Below are 17,205 nucleotides of genomic sequence, written 5' to 3' on the forward strand. Positions count from 1 at the left end.
CCGTCAGCGCCTGAAGTGCGCTTCTACCCAGTCATCAGGCCCACCACGACCCTAGTTAGTGGGCCCAATGACTGGGTAGAAGCGCACCTTCGGTGGGCGAGGGCCACGCGTCGTCACGCATCGTCACGCGCCGCATCGTCCAGCCGGGCGCGGGCCGCCGCCAGGCGGGCGACCGGGATGCGGTACGGCGAGCAGGACACGTAGTCCACGCCGATCCTGTCGAGCAGCGTGATCGACGCCGGGTCACCGCCGTGCTCCCCGCAGACGCCGGTCTCCAGGTCGGGCCGGGTGCGCAGCCCGCGCTCGACGCCGGTCCGGACGAGCTCGCCCACGCCGTCCGCGTCGAGGGAGGCGAAGGGGTCGGCGCGCACGATGCCCTCCTCCAGGTACGCCGCCAGGAAGGAGCCTTCGGCGTCGTCGCGGGAGACGCCGATCGTCGTCTGGGTCAGGTCGTTCGTGCCGAACGAGAAGAAGTCGGCGTGCTCGGCGATCTCGCCCGCCGTCAGCGCGGCACGCGGCAGCTCGATCATGGTGCCGACGCGGTAGGCCAGGTCGGTGACGCCCGCGGCGGCCAGCTCCTCGTCCGCGGTGGCCACGACGATCTCGCGCATGCGCCGCAGCTCCTCGGCGTACCCGACCAGGGGCACCATGATCTCCACGCGCGGGTCCAGGCCGCGCGCCCGCACCGCGAGCGCCGCACGCACGATCGCGCGGGTCTGCATGACGCCGATCTCCGGGTGCAGCAGCGTCAGCCGGACGCCGCGGGTGCCGAGCATGGGGTTGGCCTCGGCCATGCTGGTGATCCGGGCCAGGAGGGCGCGCGCCTGCCCCAGCTCACCGGGCTCGCCGCCGGCTTCCAGCCGCTGCACCAGCAGCGACTGCTCCACCAGGTCGGGCAGGAACTCGTGCAGCGGCGGGTCGATGAGTCGCACGGCCACCGGCAGCCCGGTCATCGCGGTGAAGATCTCCTCGAAGTCCGCCTGCTGCACGGGCAGCAGCTGGTCGAGGGCGGCCTGCCGGGACGCGGCGGTGTCGGCCAGGATCATGCGGCGCACGACGGGCAGGCGGTCGGTGGCCATGAACATGTGCTCGGTGCGGCACAGGCCCACGCCCTCGGCGCCGAGCTCGCGGGCGCGGACGGCGTCGGCCCCGGTGTCGGCGTTGGCGCGGACGCCGAGGCGGCGGACGTCGTCGGCCCAGCCCAGGACGGTGGAGAAGTCGTCGGTGACGCGGGGCGGCACGAGCGGCAGGGCGCCCGGGTAGACCGCACCGGTGGTGCCGTCGAGGGTGACGGTGTCCGCGTCGGTGAGCACCGTGCCGCCGATGGTCAGGGTGCGGGCGTCGGCGTCGATGCGCAGGTCGCCGGCGCCCGCGACGCACGGCTTGCCCATGCCACGTGCCACCACGGCGGCGTGCGACGTCATGCCGCCGTGCGCGGTGAGCACGCCCTGGGCGGCGGCGACGCCGTGGATGTCGTCCGGCGTCGTCTCCCACCGGACGAGCACCACGGCCTGCCCGGCCGCGCCCTGCTCGGCGGCGGTGTCGGCGTCGAACACGAGGCGGCCGACGGCGGCGCCCGGCGAGGCGTTGAGCCCGTGGGTGAGCGGGGTCGCGGTGTGGTCGGGGTCGAGGGCGGGGTGCAGGAGCTGGTCGAGCTGGGCGGGGTCGATGCGCCGCAGGGCCTCCTCCTTGTCGATCAGGCCCTCTGCGACGAGGTCGCGCGCGACCTTGAGGGCCGCCGCGGCGGTGCGCTTGCCGGTGCGCACCTGCAGCAGGTAGAGCGTGCCGTCCTCGACGGTGAACTCGATGTCCTGCATGTCGCCGTAGTGGCGCTCCAGCCGGTCCATCGCGGACATGAGCCGGGCGTACGCCTCGGGCAGCACGGTCTCCAGCTCCGGCAGGCGCCGCGGGGTGCGGATGCCCGCCACCACGTCCTCGCCCTGCGCGTCGAGGAGGAACTCGCCGTACCGTTCCTTGGCGCCCGTGGCCGGGTTGCGCGTGAAGCACACGCCGGTCGCGGAGGTGCCGCCCTTGTTGCCGAAGACCATCTGCATGACGTTCACGGCGGTGCCCAGGTCGTCCGGGATGTCGTTCAGCCGCCGGTAGACCTGCGCCCGGGGGCTGTCCCACGACGCGAAGACGGCGTCGATCGCCCGCCGGAGCTGCTCGCGCGGCTCGGTGGGCAGGTCGTGGCCGGTGCTCTCGCGGGCCACGCGGCGGAACGTGGCGGTGAGGTCGCGCAGGTCGTCGACCGTGAGGTCCGTGTCCTGCCGGGCGCCGCGCCGGTCCTTGAGCGCGGTGAGCTCGTCCTCGAAGGCCTGTCCCGGGACGCCTTCGACCACCTCGCCGTACATCTGCACGAACCGGCGGTAGGAGTCCCACGCGAACCGCGGGTCGCCCGACTCGGCCGCGAGCCCGGCGGCGGACTGCTCCGAGATGCCCAGGTTGAGGATGGTGTCCATCATCCCCGGCATGGAGAACACGGCGCCCGACCGCACGGACACCAGCAGCGGGCGCTCGGCGGCGCCGAGCACCCGGCCGGTGCGGCGTTCCAGGGCGTCGAGGTGCGCCTGGATCTCGTCCCAGAGCCCGTCGGGCCAGGTGCCGCCGCCTCGCATGGCGGCGACGCACGCCGCGGTGGTCACCGTGAAGCCGTCGGGGACGGGTACGCCGATGCGCCGCATCTCCGCGACGCCCGCGCCCTTGCCGCCGAGCAGGGAGCGCATCCCGGCGTTCCCCTCCGACAGGTCGTAGACCAGCCTCCCGTCCGCCGGTGGTGCCGACGCCGGCGGCGGCGCGCCCGTGGTGGCCGATCCGGTCCGGCTGTCTGCATGCGTGGTCATCGCGCCTCCGTCGGTCCGCGCCCGCGTGCCGTGTCTCCGGCGGCCGTGCCGGGGCGGGGCGGCCCGGCCACGCTGCCAGCGTCGCCCGGCCGGTGCGCGGCGGGTCAGGGCCGTCGGCCCCGCACGGCGGGGACGTAGGTCCCCCTCGACCGGGCGGGCGAGCCCCGCGACGGCGACGGCCCGGGTCGTCCCGTCAGCCGGGTGTCACGACCAGCGAGCCGGACGCCGCCCCCGACCGGAGGTCCGCGAGCGCCTCGTCCGTCCGGTCGAAGGGGTAGCGGGTCACCTCCGGGACGATCCGGAGCGTGCGGGCCAGCCGCAGGAACGCGGCGCCGTCGGCGCGGGTGTTGGCGGTGACGGTGCGCAGGTCGCGCTCGTAGAAGAGGTGCTCGGTGTACGACATGGTGGGCAGGTCGCTCATGTGGATGCCCGCCAGCACCACGGTGCCGCCCCGTTCGGTGGCCTGGAGGGCGAGCGGCACGAGCTCGCCCGCCGGGGCGAAGACGATCGCGGCGTCGACCGGCTCGGGCGGCCGGTCGGTCGCGCCCCCGACGAACCGGGCGCCGGTCCGCCGGGCCAGGTCACGGTTGGCGGCGCCGCGCGTCATGACGTAGACCTCCGCGCCGCACGCGACGGCCAGGCGTGCGGTGAGGTGCGCGCTGGACCCGTAGCCGTACAGGCCGAGCCGGCCGCCGGCGCGCAGGCCGGTGCGGGTCAGCGCCCGGTACCCGATGATGCCGGCGCACAGGAGCGGGGCCACCTCGGCAGGGTCCCGGTCGGCGCGCAGCCGGTAGGCGTAGGTCTCGGGCACGGTGGTGTGCTCGGCGAAGCCGCCGTGGGCGTCCCACCCGGTGTACCGCGAGTCGGGGCAGAGGTTCTCCTGCCCCTCGCGGCACCACCGGCACGCGCCGCAGGTGCGGCGCAGCCACGCGACGCCCACACGGTCGCCGCGCCGCAGCTGCCGCACGGCGGGGCCCGTCTCCTCGACGACGCCGACCACCTGGTGCCCCGGCACCACGTGCGGCAGGTGCACGGGCAGCTCGCGGTCCACGACGTGCAGGTCGGTGCGGCACACGCCGCAGGCCTCGACCCGCACCAGCACCTCGTCCGGTCCGGGCCGGGGCACGGGCACCTGGCGCAGGGCGAGGCTGCCCGCCGTGCTCCCGGTGACCCACGCCCGCATGTCCATGCCTCCACCATGACCAGTCCACCGCCCGGCCGCCAGCGCCGGCGCACTCGCGGGGACCTTCGCCCGTCGGGTGTCGGGACGTTGGCCTCTGCTTCGCGCCAGCTCTCGCGCAGTGATGTTGAACCGTCAGCACACCCTCTCCGATCGGAGCTGTCATGAAGGCCGCCGTCGTCACCGACTTCACCGCACCGCTGCAGGTCATGGACGTGCCCGTCCCCGAGCCCGGACCCGGTCAGGTCCTGGTCCGGATCGAGACCAGCGGTCTGTGCCACACCGACATCCACGCCGCGCACGGCGACTGGCCGGTCAAGCCCCACCCGCCGTTCGTGCCGGGGCACGAGGGCGTCGGCCGCATCGAGCGGCTCGGCGAGGGCGTGCACGGCCGCAGCCCCGGGCAGCGAGTCGCCATCGCGTGGCTCGGCAGCGCCTGCGGCGAGTGCCGTTACTGCATCAGCGGCCGGGAGACCCTGTGCGAGAAGCAGGCCAACTCCGGCTACTCGGTGAACGGGGCGTTCGCCGAGTACGCCGTCGTCCCCGCCGCGTTCGCGACCCCGGTGCCCGACGACGTGTCGTCGCTGGACGCCGCGCCCCTGACCTGCGCGGGCGTGACCACCTACAAGGCGATCAGGGTGGCCGGCGTGGCGCCGGCCGAGACCGTGGCGATCTTCGGCATCGGCGGCCTCGGGCACCTGGCGCTGCAGTACGCCCGGATCGCGGGCGCGTTCACGGTGGCCGTGGACCTGGAGGACCACAAGCTGGACCTGGCCGCCCGGCTCGGCGCCGACCACGTGGTCAACGCCGCCCGCGAGGACCCGGCCCACGCGATCCAGCGGCTCGGCGGGGCCGACGTCGCGGTCGCGCTGGCCGCGTCGCCGGCCTCGTTCGACCAGGCCTTCGCGTCACTGCGCCGCGGTGGGCGGCTGGTCTGCGTCGCCCTGCCCGCGCACGGCACCATCCAGCTGCCGATCTTCGACACCGTCCTGAAGGGCATCTCCGTGATCGGCTCGATCGTCGGCACCCGCAACGACCTCGCCGACGTGTTCGCCCTGCACGCGGCCGGACGCACCGAGGTGGTCGCGACCGAGCGCAAGCTCGACGAGGTGAACGAGTCCATGACGGACGTGCTGGCCGGCCGGGTGCCGGCACGCATCGTGTTCGGCCTGTGAGGGCAGGGGGCTGACCGCGCCGGTCAGGCCCCGTCGAGCGGCACCCGCCACTCCAGGCGGGTGCCCTTCGACGGGCCGGGCCCGATGCTCAGCGAGCCGCCCAGCTCGGTGGCCCGCCGGGCGAGGTTGCGCAGGCCGCTGAACGCGACGCCCTCGGGCACGCCCGCGCCGTCGTCCGTCACCACGAGCGCCACCGTGTCCGTCACGGTCAGGCGCACCGACACCGTCCGGGCGTGCGCGTGCCGCGCCACGTTCGACAGCCCCTCGCGCACGACCGCCACGACGTGGTCGCCGACGTCGGGCGGCACCGAGGAGTCGACCGGACCGTCGAACCGCAGCCGGGGGGCGAAGCCGAGCGGCCCCGCGGCGGTGTCCACCTCCGTGATGACCCGCGAGCGCAGACCGACGCGGCGGTCGCCCGGGCCGCCGGGCTGCAGCCGGTGGATGGTGGTCCGGATCATGGCGATGGTCTCGTCGATCTCGTCCACCGCGCGCTCCACCCGTTCGGCGCCTTCGCCACCCAGCCCCCGGCTGAGCGTGTGCAGGGACAGCCCCGTGGCGTACAGCCGCTGGATCGCCAGGTCGTGCAGGTCCCTGGCGATGCGGTCACGGTCGCGCAGCACGGCGAGCCGCTCCACGTCGACGCGGTGCTCGGCCAGCTCCAGGGCGACGGCGGCCTGCGCCGCGAACCCCTCCAGCGCCTCGACGACGACGGCGGAGAACGGCGCCCCGCCGAGGTACCGCCCCACGGCGAGCACCCCGCGGGTACTGCCCTGCTCGCCCAGCGGCAGCACCGCGAACGGCCCGAGCTCGTGGCGCAGGTCGAAGGAGAGCTGGGCGCGCTCGTCGGCGGCCGCCGCCGCGGAGAACATCGGCCGGCCCGAGCCGATCACGACCGACGCGAACGTGCCGTCCGGCGGCAGCATGGTGCCGACCAGCCGGTCGGTGTCAGGGCCGGACGCCGCCTGCACCACCAGGCGCCGCGACTCCGGCTCGGGCACGGAGATCACCGCCAGGTCGGCGCCGGCCACCCGCCGGGCGTGCTTGGCCACGAGGTTGAGCACGTCGCCCGGCGCGCTGCCGGTGAGCACCTGCCGGGAGATCTCGTCGTTCGCCTGCGCCGCGCGCTCCCGCAGGCGCGCCTCGTCGTACAGGTCCGCGTTCTCGATGGCCACGCTCGCGCCGGCCGCCAGCGCCTCCAGGAGCCGCTGGTCGTCCTCCGTGAAGTCGCCCCCGCCCTCCTTCTCCGTGAGGTAGAGGTTGCCGAACGCCGCCCCGTGCACCTGCAGCGGAGCACCCAGGAAGACGCGCATCGGCGGATGGTTGGGCGGGAAGCCCACGGATGCCGGGTGCTGGGTCAGGTCGTGCAGCCGCAACGGCGCCGGGTGGCGGATGAGCTCGCCCAGGATGCCGTGCCCCGTGGGGTACGGGCCGATGGCGCGCACCTGGTCCGGCGTCAGCCCCACCGTCAGGAACCGCGCGATGCGCCCGTCCGGACCCAGCACGCCCAACGCTGCGTACCGAGCGCCCACGAGGCGCGCCGCGGTCGCACTGATCTCGTTCAGCGTGGTCTCCAGGTCGAGACCCCGCCCCATCGTCGCCAGCGCGTCGAGCAACAGCTCGGCCTGTTCGCGGGCACGCTCCGCCACCGCACTCCCCCGTCCTGCCCCCGCGGCACCACCGTATCGGCCTGGCGCTGCACACGCAGACGATGACACGGGCAGAGTGCTGTGCAGCACGGGATTCACCCCGTGCGTGCCGGTGACAGCGGGTCGAGCGGGAGGCAGCCGGGAGGGCGAGTCAGGCGGGAGGGCGCCGGCGCGGGAGGGACGACCGGGTCGCGGCCACCTCGGCCCCGAGCCCCTTGCCCCACGCCCGGGCCCGCGCGAGCTCGCCGTCGGCCAGCGGGCCGGTCATGTCGGTGACCCGGTAGCTCGTCGGCGCCGCGATGATCGGGTAGCCCAGCCGGTCCAGGCGCCGCCCGGCCGCCCGCGCCGCGGATCCGGTGAAGTGCGACGTCGCCCGGGTGTCGAAAGCCGTGGCCTCGGTCCGGGCATCGGTGCGGACGCCCGGTAGGGCACCCAGCCACTCGCGGATGCCCCGCTCACGAGACACGATGTGCGCCGCCCGCGCTGCCGCGTCCCGCCGCGTCGAGGGCCAGGACATGCTGAAGGCGTGCGTCGGCCCGCCGACCACGAGCAGCGTCACGTCCGCGGGCACCATGTCGGGTGCCGCCCCCACCTCGACGACGTCGGCGTGCATCGACGCCTCGATCCCCTCCGCGACCGCGTGCGCGACCTGCTCGGTGTTGCCGAACATCGACTCGTAGACCACCAGTGCGCGCATCGCGAGCACCTCCTCGACCTCGAACAGTTCCGTGTGGGACGAGCCTCGCCTCCGCCCGCACCCCGCCGTCAGGGCCGTCTGCCCCGGCCCCGCAGGACCTTCGGCCCGTGTGCCGGGCCCTCCCCCGCGCCAAGACTGACGAGGGGAAGGGAGGGCGGGGATGAACCTCGACGAAGCACGGACACAGCGGATCCTGCGGGCCGCCGCGAGCGCACCCAGCGTGCTGAACACCCAGCCGTGGCTGGTGACCACCGCGGGCAGCGCCCTGACGCTCCGCGCGGACCCGGCGCGCCAGCTCCGGCACACGGACCCTCGCGGCCGGGAGATGCTGATCAGCTGCGGCGCGTTCCTGCTCAACGCCCGCACGGCCGCGCGCCGTGAGTCCCTCGACGCCGTCGTCACGGTGCTGCCCGACCCCGACGACGACCACCTCGTGGCCACGATCGAGCTCGAACCGGGCCGCGACCCGGATGCGGACGAGCTCGAGCTCTCGGTCGCCATCGCACGGCGCACCACCTCGCGGGTCCCGTTCGACGACCAGCCGCTGTTCAGCGACGTGCTGCACGCCGTCGTCGCGGCGGCGCACGACGAGGGTGCCGACCTGCGCGTCGTCCAGCCGGGCGATCCCGCGCGCGAGGAGGTCCTGCGGCTCGTCCGCCGGGCCGAGGCGCTCGCCGCGGAGGATCCCGCGGCGAGCGCCGAGGAGGCCGCCTGGACCGCCACGGACCCCGGACGCGGCGACGGCATCCCGCGCGACCTGCTCGGCCCCCGCCCGACCGACGACCGGGCGCCGGTACGACAGTTCCTCGCCAGCGAGGGCAGCGCCCCGTTCGAGCTGCACTCGACGACGGCCGTCCTGACGACGCCGGGCGACTCGGCACGAGACTGGGTCGCCGCGGGCCAGGCCCTGGAGCGGGTGCTGCTGGTGGCGAGCACCTTCTTCGTCCACGCCTCGTTCGCCACCACCGTGCTGGAGAACCCGACCACCCGCCACGACCTGCGCCGGGCACTGTCGCTCGACGGGGTCCCCCAGATGGTGATGCGGCTCGGCTACAGCTCGATGCCGCAGCACACACCCCGCCGCACCGTCGAGCCGGCGGCGGGCTGACCCCACGGACCGCACCCCGGTCCGGGGCAGAAGGAGGACGATCATGAACAGTGCCTGGTACCACGGCGTCGTCGTGGGCGTCGACGGCACGGCCGAGAGCATGTCCGCGCTGGACTGGGCGGCCCGCACGGCCGACCTGCACCGGGCCCGGCTCACCGTCGTGGCCGCCTACCCCACGCCCCCCGAGCCCGGCCCGGGAGCGAGCAGCCTGGCCCTGGACGCGCGCGAGCAGGCCCACCGCGCGGCCCGCGCCGCACGGGACCGGCTGGGCGACCGGCGGCCGGGCGGCCGCGAGGTCCGGGTGCTCGTGCTGCCGGGCGCCGCCGCCCACGTCCTGGCCCAGCAGTCGAGCACGTGCGACCTTGTCGTGGTGGGACGGCGCGCCCTGGGCGCGCTCGACCGGGCCCTGCTCGGTTCCACCTCCTCGGCGCTGGCCGCCGGCGCACCCGGCACCGTCGCCGTGGTGCCGGCGGGCGCAGCCACGGGCGAGCCCCGCCGGATCAGGGTGGGGGCGGGGCGCGAGGACGAGCCGGACCTGCTGGAGACGGCGTTCGCCGAGGCGGCGGCGCGCGGGTGCCCGCTGGAGGTGCTGCACGTGACGGGCACCGACCCGGTCGTGTCGGCGCTGCTGGACAAGGACCGCGCCACCGGGACGTGGCACGAGAGCAGCGACGCGCTGACCGACCGGCTGCTCCAGTGGTCCCGGAAGTACCCCGGCGTCGCCTACACGGTGGTGACCAGGCGCGGGGACCCCGTGGTGGCCCTGCTCCACAACCTGGCCCGGCACGACATCCTGGTGGTCGGCGGGCGCCGCCACTCGGCGGTCACGGGCCGCCTGCTGCGCAGCGTGCCCGACGCCGTGCTGCGCACCGCGCCGTGCCCCGTCCTGGTGGTGCACGTGCACCGGCCGGAGACTCTCACGGCCGTATGAGCGCCGGCCGGGCACCGGGACCGGTCAGGGCTCCACCGACGCCGCGACCAGCCAGGCCGTGAGCAGCACGACCCCGGCCATCAGCGTCGTCTCCCGGCCCGTGCTGCGCCGCAGGGCCACCCCGGCCGTGCGGGAGCGGCCCGCGTGCCGCACGACGGCGCGGCGTCGGGCCGTCAGCCGCGGGACGACGCGGAGGTGGTTGTGCGCGCCGATCGCCGCCACCACGGCGACGAGGCCCGCCTTGGCCAGCAGGAACCGGCCCCAGTCGCTCTCCCAGAGCTGGGCCGGCCGGTCCAGGATCCCCACCGCGAGCAGCACCCCGGCCACGCCGACCACGGTGACGGCGGCCGCCGCGACCACCGAGAAGCGGGCCACCGTCAGCGCGGCGTCCGGGTCGCGCCCGTCCCGGCGGCGCGCCCGCAGCAGCACGCCGAGGGCGACGAGCCCGCCCACCCACGTGGCGGCGGCCGCGAGGTGCGCCACGTCCGCGGTCACCACCAGCCACCGCGGCTCGACGGTGTTGCTGTGCCCGCCGAGCACCTGCCCGGCGCCCGCCAGCGCAGCGCCGGCCGCTGCGAGCCAGGAGCCGGCCGCCGTGTGCCGGGCACCGACCGTGATCGCGACGGCGCCCGCGGCCTGGAGGCCGACGTCCCACCGCGCCGTCCCGGTGAGCGAGTCACCGATCGCGGACGCGGACACGCCGGACGCGAGGTCGCCGTGCGCCAGGAGCACCGAACCCGCCAGCACCCGGACGACGAGCCCGCCGAGCAGCAGCACGCCCGACCACCGGACCAGCCGCAGCACCGCCGGCGGGTCCGCCTCGTCGCGGCCGCGCAGCACCAGGCCCACGAACACCAGGGCACCCCCGGCGACCAGCGCGCCCCAGAGCGCGGCCGCGGCACCCAGGCGGACGGCGGCCGACGCCGCGCGGGTCGCCGGACTGTCCATCGCGGCGGGGTCGTGGCCCATGTCATGTCCCATGTCGTGGCCCGTGCCATGGCCCGTGTCGTGGTTCCCACCGGAGGCATCGTCCCCGGCACCGGCTCCCCCGGGCTCGCCGGACGCCTCCGGCGACGCCGACGCACCGCCCGGCGCCTCGCCGCCCGCAGCCCCGCCGGCGACGTCGAAGCCGAACGTGCCCTCCAGCGGGTGGCCGTCCTGGGCCGCTGCCGTCCAAGTCACCGTGTACCGGCCCGCCCGCAGCGGTGCGGACGGCGTCGCGACCAGGGCCAGGCCGTCCTGCGCCGGAGCGACCGTGGCCGCGACGGTGCCGTCCGGCCCGTCGACCACCACGCCGTCCCCGAGCGGACTCACCGGCAGCGTGAACCGCAGGGTCACCTCGGCCACGGGGGCCGACGCCGTCGACCCGGCGGCGGGCGCCGTCGACTCGAGCCGGGTGTGCGCCGCGGCGGGCGGCGCCCACCCCAGCGCCAGGACGAGTGTCGCGAGCAGGCCGGCGGCCGCCCGGACCAGGACCGCACGAGGGCGCGCGCCACCGAGCGTTCTGCACATGGGCAGACTCCTTCGGGAGGGGTGGGGGGGGGGGGGGGGGGGGGGGGGGGGGCCCCGGCCCCCCCCCCCACCACCGGCGGTCACATCGAGGCGAGCAGGCCTTCCATCGTCTCGATCTCGGCCGCCTGCGTGTCGACGATCGTCCGCGCCATCTCGACGGCGCCCGCGTCCTCGCCCGACTCGACCTCTTCCTGCGCCATCTCGACGGCGCCCTGGTGGTGCACGATCATCTGCTCCAGGAACAGGCGGTCTGCCTCGGGGCCGGCCGCGTCGGCCAGCATCTGCATGTCGTCCTCCGACATCATGCCGTCCATCCCGGCGTGCCCGCCGTGCTCCGAGGTGCGCTCGGCACCCCAGGTGTCGAGCCACTGGCCGAGCGTCTCGATCTCCGGGGCCTGCGCCGCCTTGATCTGCGTGGCCAGCTCCGCGACCTGCGGGGCGGCGTCCGGCCGGGCCAGGACGACGTCCGCCATCTCGATCGCCTGCTCGTGGTGCGGGATCATCATCTGCGCGAACATGACGTCCGCGTCGTTGTGGGCCGTGTGCTCGCCGGCCGCGGTCGCGGTGTCCTGCTCCGGTTCCGCGGAACCGGAGCAGCCCGTCAGCGCCAGGGCGCCGGCGAGGGCGATCGCGGACATGGTCGTGGACAGAAGGGTGCGCTTCATGGGGTCTTCCTCTGGTGTCGTCTCGGGGTAGCACTCACGGGCGCGACGGTGCTCGGGCACGGTCGCGCTCTCGGGCCGGCGCGGGTGCGCGCCGGGGCCCGGGTCTACGTCCGGGAGATGCAGAGCTCGTGCAGGGACGGCGCGGCGAGGCCGCCCAGGGTCGCGAGCGCCGGCGGCAGCGCGGCCGTCAGCGCGACCGGTGCGCGCCAGAGCAGACGCCGCACGGGTGCCACCAGGGCGAGCAGCGCGACGAGGATCATGAGGCACATCGCCATGGCGGCGTCGTGCCCGCCGCACCCGCTGCAGCAGGGGCCGGTGTCCCGCTCGTTCCCGGCGTGGCCGGCGGGTGCGTCGGCGACCGGCGCGACGGCGGCGACCGGCGCGACGGCGGCGGGCTGCTCGGCCGTCGGGGTCATGACCGGCACGGCGGCGGGATGTGCGGCGGCGACCTGGGCCGGTGCGGCCTCGTGCGGCACGGGGTGCGGGTGGGTCGCGGGCGAACCGCTCAGGGAGTGCATCGCCACCACGCCGACGATCACGGTGAGGATCGCCAGCGCTCCGGCCAGGCCCCGCCGAGGACCGGCGACGGCCGAGCGGAGCAGCGAGATCACGCGCACGGCACGGAGGCTATCCCACGGTCGGCGCCATGCCGAATCGAACGGCGCACGGCCGGGGACCGGGCTCAGCGGGCGATGTACCCGCCGTCCACGTAGAGCTCGGAGCCGGTGACGAACGACGCGTCGTCGCCGGCCAGGTACGCGGCGGCGGCGGCGACCTCCTCGGGCCGGCCCAGCCGTCCCATCGGGGTCACGTCGAGCATCGCCGCCTCGAACGGCGTGCCCCGGGCGGCGTCCAGGATCGGCGTGTCGATGAACCCCGGGTGGATCGAGTTGACGCGCACACCGTCCCGGGCCCAGGCCAGGGCCACGTTCTTGGTCAGCGTCCGCACGGCGCCCTTGGCCGCGTGGTAAGCGGGCGAGGTGCCGAAACCGCCGCTGGTGCCGAAGATCGAGCTGATGTTGATGACCGAGCCGTGACCGGACGCCTTGAGCGGACCGGCCGCGGCCTGCGTGCCCAGGAAGACGCCGGTCTGGTCCACCGCGATCGTGTGCTCGTACTGCTCCAGGGTGGTGTCCTCGATGGAGCCGAGGTCACCGATGCCTGCGTTGTTCACGAGGATGTCGAGGCCGCCGAGCCCGGTCACCGCCCGGTCGACCACCGCGGCCCAGGCGTCCTGGTCCGCCACGTCGTGGTGCACGAACACCGCGCGGCCGCCCTTCTCGGAGATCTCGGCGACCACCTTCGCGCCCGCGTCGTCCTGGACGTCCGTGACCAGTACCGCTGCCCCCTCCGCCGCGAGCCGGAGGGCGATCGCCCGGCCGATCCCGCTGGCTCCGCCCGTCACGACCGCCACCCTGCCGTCGAGTCGTCCCATGGTCACCCGCTCCCTTCCCTGGTCCGGACACGCGCACGGCCGGCCAGGCATCGTCGCCCCGGCCGTGCGCGCGGCCGGCATCGTCAGTCTCGCGGGACCGGCCGCGTCGGGCAGGGGCCGAACGGCCCCTGAGCGGTAGGACGAACGGCCCCCTTGCCCTGGCGGGACCTTCGTCCCGGCGAAGGTGAGCCCTTGGACCGCCCCGGCGGGCCCTCCCGCCCTGCCGTCCGCGGCCCGCCGCATGGTCCGCTGGGATCACGGGCGGTCCGCCCGTGGAACGAGGGAGGCCGTCATGGACACCACCTGGTACCGCGGCATCGTCGTCGGGGTCGACGGGTCCGCGGAGAGCATGGCCGCCGTCGACTGGGCGGCCCTCACCGCGGACCGGCACTCTGCACGGCTCACCGTGCTGGGCGCCTACGGCACCGAGCCGTCGAGCCCGCGCACGGCCCTGGTGCACGCGAACACGCGCACCGACGCCTGCGATGCCGTCGAACGAGCGGTGGCCCGGCTCGACGGCGCGCGGCCCGGCGGCCACGACGTCGAGCAGCGCATCATCCCGGGCACGCCGGCGTACGTGCTGACGCAGCGGTCGACGGCGAACGACCTCGTCGTCGTGGGCCGGCGCGGGCTCGGTGGGTGGGGCCGTGCAGCGCTCGGCTCGGTGTCGGCGGCCACCGCGGCGACCGCGCCCGGGCCGGTGGCCGTGGTCCCCGCCGGGGCCTGGACCGGCGACCCGCGCCGGGTGGTGGTCGGCCTGGACGGCGACGACCCCGACCCGCAGCTCGGCATGGCGTTCGCGGAGGCGCAGCAGCGCGCCTGCCCCCTGGAGATCGTGCACGGGCTCGACCCGGACCTGGCGCCGGGCACCGGACCCGACGCCCCGGGCGGCCCGGAGCGGCAGGACGTGCACGACCGGGTGGCGCAGTGGACCGGCAAGTACCCGGCCGTGTCCGCCGTGCTCACGTTCCGTGACGAAGGTGCCGCCGACGCCCTGCTGCACGGCCTCGGCCCCGAGGACCTGGTCGTGGTGGGCGGCCGGCCCCACTCACTGCTCGCCGGCCGTGTCTGGAACTCGGTCGCGGACGCCGTGCTGCGGCGGGCGGCCGGCCCGGTGATCGTGGTCCACGCCTGACGCCGGCCGCAGCTCCGTTCCGGGTGTGCCAGGTGCGAGCCACCTAGCCGGCCCGCCGAGGGCGCGCAGGGCGTAGAGGATGGTCGCCAAGTCCACCAGCTCCTGCACGAGGGCGCCGGTGACGGCGGGGATGACGCCGGTCGTCGCCACGACCATGAGGCCGGTGCTCAGCCCGATGCCGAGCCAGATCGCGGCGAGCGCCGTACGCAGGGTGTGCCGGCCGACGGAGACGGCGTCGACGAGCCGGTCCAGCGAGTCGACGAGCAGCACCACGTCGGCGGCATCGCCCGCGGCGGTCGCTCCCTTCGCGCCCATCGCGACCCCGACGTCGGCGGCGGCGAGCACCGGGGCGTCGTTCACGCCGTCGCCGACCATCATCAGCGGCCGCGGGCTCAGTCCCGCGGCGATCGCCACCTTCTCGCCGGGCAGCAGCTCGGCACGGACGTCCTGAATGCCGACCTGCCGCGCCACCGCGTCCGCCGTCGGCCGGGCATCCCCGGTCAGCATCGTCACGTGCTCGACGCCGTTCGCACGGAGCCAGGACACCACGGCGGCGGACTCCGGACGAGGGTCGTCCGCGAGGACCAGGGTTCCCGCGAAGCGACCGTCGACCGCGACATAGGCGGCGGCCTGGCCCGGCCCGAGCGAGGCAGGGACCAGCCCTGCGGCGACGGAGCCGACGTAGGCCGGCTTGCCGACGACGACCCGGTGTCCCTCCACGGTCGCCGTGACCCCGTTGGTGGCGACCTCCTCGGCCTGGTCGGCACCACTCAGGCCGAGACCGCGCCCGGTGGCGGCACGGCGCACACCGTCGGCGAAGACATGCGACGAGTACTGCTCGGCGGACGCCGCCAGCCTCAGCACCTCGTCGGCGTCGAACCCCGCGGCGGCACGCACCGCGACGAGGTCGGGTCGGCCCTGGGTGAGGGTGCCCGTCTTGTCGAACGCGGCGGACCGCAGCCGGGCGAGCTGTTCGACGACCGTCCCGCTCTTCATGATCACGCCGAGCCTGGCACCACGGGACAGCCCGCTCAGGAACGCCACGGGCGCCGCGATGAGCAGTGGGCACGGGGTGGCCAGGACGAGCACCTCGGCGAACCGCGTCGGGTTGTCCGAGATCGCCCAGGCCGCTCCGGCCAGTGCCAGGGAGACGGCCGTGAAGGGTACGGCGAACCGGTCGGCGAGACGCACCACCGGGGCACGTGACCGGCCGGCGGCCTCGACCAGGGCGACGATCTGCTGGTACTGGCTGTCCGCGCTGCGTCGCGTGGCGCGCACCCGCACCGCCAGGGTCCCGTTCACCGCGCCCGACAGCACCTCGTCGCCGGCGCCACGGGCCACCGGGAGGCTCTCACCGCTCAGGGACGACTCGTCGAACGTCCCGCTGCCGAGGAGGACGCCGTCGACGGGCACGATCTCACCGGGCCGGACCAGGAACACGTCACCCACGGCGACGTCGTCGACGACGACGTCGTGCACCTCGCCGGGACGTTCGTCGTCCCGGCCCACGAGCACGTGCGCCACGCGTGGCGACCGGTCCAGCAGCGAGGTCAGGTCGCGCCGGGCCCGCCGGCCGGCGACGTCCTCCAGCGCCTGACCACCCGCGAGCATCAGCACGATGACCAGGGAGGCCACGTACTCCCCGACGGCGAGCGTGGCGACCATCGCCGTCACCGCGAGGACGTCGAGCCCGACGTGCCCACGCAGCACGTCGCGCACCATCCCCACGAGGGTCCACACCACGAACGCGGCGACATGTACCGTGGCGACCCACCGGCTCGCCCCGGGCTCGCCCGCGGCCCGGAGCACGAGCACGACCACCAGGACGACGGCGGTCACCGTGATCGCCGGGTACCGTGCGGGCGCGAGCGACGGTCGCGTTCCCCCGTCCGGCTCGGTAGCCGTCGAAGATGCCATGTTCGTCCTCGCAGTTCGTCCCGCCGTTCCGTCCCGCCGGCTCGTCCCGCCGGCTCGGTTCACCGCCTCGGCTCACCTGCCCCGCGCCCCGCGACAGGCCGGCCAGGGCGCTGCGTCAGGACGCGGGCGTTCTCGGCCGGGCCGTGGCCCAGACCCCGAGGCTGCTGCCCCACGCCCGGGCGCGGCCCTGTTCGCCGTCGGCCGGCGGGCCGGTGACGTCGACGACGCGGTAGCTCGCGGGTGCCGCGACGATCGGGTAGCCCAGCCGGGCCAGGCGGCGGGCGGCCGCCTGGGCGGCCGAGCCGGTCAGGTGCGCGGACATGCGGGTGTCGAAGGTGGTGGCCCGGATCGGCACGTTCGCCCGCACCCCGGGCAGGTCCCCGAGCCACTCGCGGATCCCTCGCTCCCGGGAGAGCCCGCGCAGCGTCAGCACCTCGCCGTCCTTGGGCGCCAGCGCCGCGGCGTCGCGCCGGGTCGAGGGCCAGGACATGCCGAAGGCGTGCGTGGGGCCGCCGACGACCAGCAGCCCGACGTCCACCGGCACGACCGCCGGGGCCCTGCCCACCTCGACGACGTCGATGCGCGCCGGACCGCCGGTCCCGGCGGCGAGGCCCGTCTCAGTGCCCGTGTCAGTGCCCGTCTCAGTGCCCGTCTCGACGCTCGTCCTCATGCCGAGCTCGATGCCCGCCGCGACCGCGCGGGCGATCAGCTCGGTGTTGCCGAAGATCGACTCGTAAACCACGAGTACCCGCATCACGACTCACCTCCCAGGCTCCGGCCAGTTCCGACACCGCGACACTGGCGCGTGGACGTACCGGCCGGTCAGGGCCCTCGGCCCCGCGCCCGCGGGACCTTCGGCCCCCGCTCGGTGTCCTGGTCGCCCACCGCCCCCGCGTGCCGTCGGCGGCTGCCGGCCACCGACGGACATAGGTCCCGTCGGCGGGTGACTCTCGCCCCT

14 protein-coding genes are annotated in these 17,205 nt (G+C 75.6%); 4 read left to right on the forward strand and 10 right to left on the reverse strand.

All coding sequences use genetic code 11. The features are described 5' to 3' along the window. Positions 1 to 113 precede the first annotated feature (113 nt). Entirely contained in the window at positions 114 to 2,843 is a 2,730-nt protein-coding gene (ppdK, locus tag ACIBBF_RS02555; protein WP_397410155.1) for a pyruvate, phosphate dikinase, read from the reverse strand. Positions 2,844 to 3,036: 193 nt separating this feature from the next. After that, complete coding sequence (locus tag ACIBBF_RS02560; protein ID WP_397410157.1) at positions 3,037 to 4,032, reverse strand: zinc-binding alcohol dehydrogenase family protein; 996 nt, start codon at positions 4,030 to 4,032, stop codon at positions 3,037 to 3,039. A 155-nt stretch (positions 4,033 to 4,187) separates the two neighbouring features. Here ACIBBF_RS02560 and ACIBBF_RS02565 point away from each other — a divergent pair, with 155 nt between their 5' ends. After that, positions 4,188 to 5,198, forward strand: coding sequence for a zinc-dependent alcohol dehydrogenase (locus tag ACIBBF_RS02565; RefSeq protein ID WP_397410159.1), 1,011 nt, complete (start codon positions 4,188 to 4,190; stop codon positions 5,196 to 5,198). Positions 5,199 to 5,221: 23 nt separating this feature from the next. On the opposite strand, the gene ACIBBF_RS02570 is transcribed toward ACIBBF_RS02565, so the two are convergent. Then, positions 5,222 to 6,847 (reverse strand): GAF domain-containing protein, encoded by a 1,626-nt coding sequence (locus ACIBBF_RS02570; RefSeq protein WP_397410162.1) that lies wholly within the window; start codon positions 6,845 to 6,847, stop codon positions 5,222 to 5,224. Between the two features lie 151 nt (positions 6,848 to 6,998). Beyond that, positions 6,999 to 7,544, reverse strand: coding sequence for a flavodoxin family protein (locus tag ACIBBF_RS02575; RefSeq protein WP_397410164.1), 546 nt, complete (start codon positions 7,542 to 7,544; stop codon positions 6,999 to 7,001). A gap of 160 nt (positions 7,545 to 7,704) precedes the next feature. Here ACIBBF_RS02575 and ACIBBF_RS02580 point away from each other — a divergent pair, with 160 nt between their 5' ends. Beyond that, positions 7,705 to 8,652: an Acg family FMN-binding oxidoreductase gene (locus ACIBBF_RS02580; RefSeq protein WP_397410166.1), complete on the forward strand. Its 948-nt coding sequence runs from the start codon at positions 7,705 to 7,707 to the stop codon at positions 8,650 to 8,652. A 43-nt stretch (positions 8,653 to 8,695) separates the two neighbouring features. Continuing rightward, positions 8,696 to 9,583 (forward strand): universal stress protein, encoded by an 888-nt coding sequence (locus ACIBBF_RS02585; RefSeq protein ID WP_397410168.1) that lies wholly within the window; start codon positions 8,696 to 8,698, stop codon positions 9,581 to 9,583. Positions 9,584 to 9,607: 24 nt separating this feature from the next. Here the strand turns inward: ACIBBF_RS02585 and ACIBBF_RS02590 are convergent, their stop codons facing one another. From ACIBBF_RS02590 to ACIBBF_RS02605, 4 genes are all read right to left on the reverse strand, one after another. Next, a complete protein-coding gene (locus ACIBBF_RS02590; protein ID WP_397410170.1) occupies positions 9,608 to 11,095 on the reverse strand; it encodes a copper resistance protein CopC in 1,488 nt (495 codons plus the stop codon). A gap of 80 nt (positions 11,096 to 11,175) precedes the next feature. Next, the gene (locus ACIBBF_RS02595; RefSeq protein ID WP_397410172.1) at positions 11,176 to 11,760 is read right to left on the reverse strand and encodes a DUF305 domain-containing protein; all 585 of its coding nucleotides are present in this window, start codon (positions 11,758 to 11,760) and stop codon (positions 11,176 to 11,178) included. Positions 11,761 to 11,864: 104 nt separating this feature from the next. Next, positions 11,865 to 12,377, reverse strand: coding sequence for a DUF6153 family protein (locus ACIBBF_RS02600; RefSeq protein ID WP_397410174.1), 513 nt, complete (start codon positions 12,375 to 12,377; stop codon positions 11,865 to 11,867). A 65-nt stretch (positions 12,378 to 12,442) separates the two neighbouring features. After that, positions 12,443 to 13,195 (reverse strand): SDR family NAD(P)-dependent oxidoreductase, encoded by a 753-nt coding sequence (locus ACIBBF_RS02605; RefSeq protein ID WP_397410176.1) that lies wholly within the window; start codon positions 13,193 to 13,195, stop codon positions 12,443 to 12,445. Between the two features lie 292 nt (positions 13,196 to 13,487). On the opposite strand from ACIBBF_RS02605, the gene ACIBBF_RS02610 reads away from it, so the two are divergent. Further along, the gene (locus ACIBBF_RS02610; RefSeq protein ID WP_397410178.1) at positions 13,488 to 14,330 is read left to right on the forward strand and encodes a universal stress protein; all 843 of its coding nucleotides are present in this window, start codon (positions 13,488 to 13,490) and stop codon (positions 14,328 to 14,330) included. Here ACIBBF_RS02610 and ACIBBF_RS02615 read toward each other — a convergent pair. Beyond that, on the reverse strand, positions 14,244 to 16,247 hold the full coding sequence (locus tag ACIBBF_RS02615) for a heavy metal translocating P-type ATPase (protein WP_397410180.1): 2,004 nt from the start codon (positions 16,245 to 16,247) through the stop codon (positions 14,244 to 14,246). The genes ACIBBF_RS02610 and ACIBBF_RS02615 overlap by 87 nt on opposite strands. Before the next feature lie 115 nt (positions 16,248 to 16,362). Then, positions 16,363 to 17,001, reverse strand: coding sequence for a hypothetical protein (locus ACIBBF_RS02620; RefSeq protein ID WP_397410182.1), 639 nt, complete (start codon positions 16,999 to 17,001; stop codon positions 16,363 to 16,365). Positions 17,002 to 17,205: the final 204 nt, after the last annotated feature.

Origin of the sequence: Promicromonospora sp. NPDC050880 (assembly GCF_044456525.1) — a bacterium.
Taxonomy (GTDB): domain Bacteria; phylum Actinomycetota; class Actinomycetes; order Actinomycetales; family Cellulomonadaceae; genus Promicromonospora.

Excerpts from the sequence above, each read along its gene's own strand:
- ppdK (WP_397410155.1), bottom strand. The coding sequence starts at position 2,843 with ATGACCACGCATGCAGACAGCCGGACCGGATCGGCCACCACGGGCGCG.
- ACIBBF_RS02560 (WP_397410157.1), bottom strand. The coding sequence starts at position 4,032 with ATGGACATGCGGGCGTGGGTCACCGGGAGCACGGCGGGCAGCCTCGCC.
- ACIBBF_RS02565 (WP_397410159.1), top strand. The coding sequence starts at position 4,188 with ATGAAGGCCGCCGTCGTCACCGACTTCACCGCACCGCTGCAGGTCATG.
- ACIBBF_RS02575 (WP_397410164.1), bottom strand. The coding sequence starts at position 7,544 with ATGCGCGCACTGGTGGTCTACGAGTCGATGTTCGGCAACACCGAGCAG.
- ACIBBF_RS02580 (WP_397410166.1), top strand. The coding sequence starts at position 7,705 with ATGAACCTCGACGAAGCACGGACACAGCGGATCCTGCGGGCCGCCGCG.
- ACIBBF_RS02585 (WP_397410168.1), top strand. The coding sequence starts at position 8,696 with ATGAACAGTGCCTGGTACCACGGCGTCGTCGTGGGCGTCGACGGCACG.
- ACIBBF_RS02590 (WP_397410170.1), bottom strand. The coding sequence starts at position 11,095 with ATGTGCAGAACGCTCGGTGGCGCGCGCCCTCGTGCGGTCCTGGTCCGG.
- ACIBBF_RS02595 (WP_397410172.1), bottom strand. The coding sequence starts at position 11,760 with ATGAAGCGCACCCTTCTGTCCACGACCATGTCCGCGATCGCCCTCGCC.
- ACIBBF_RS02605 (WP_397410176.1), bottom strand. The coding sequence starts at position 13,195 with ATGGGACGACTCGACGGCAGGGTGGCGGTCGTGACGGGCGGAGCCAGC.
- ACIBBF_RS02610 (WP_397410178.1), top strand. The coding sequence starts at position 13,488 with ATGGACACCACCTGGTACCGCGGCATCGTCGTCGGGGTCGACGGGTCC.
- ACIBBF_RS02615 (WP_397410180.1), bottom strand. The coding sequence starts at position 16,247 with ATGGCATCTTCGACGGCTACCGAGCCGGACGGGGGAACGCGACCGTCG.
- ACIBBF_RS02620 (WP_397410182.1), bottom strand. The coding sequence starts at position 17,001 with ATGCGGGTACTCGTGGTTTACGAGTCGATCTTCGGCAACACCGAGCTG.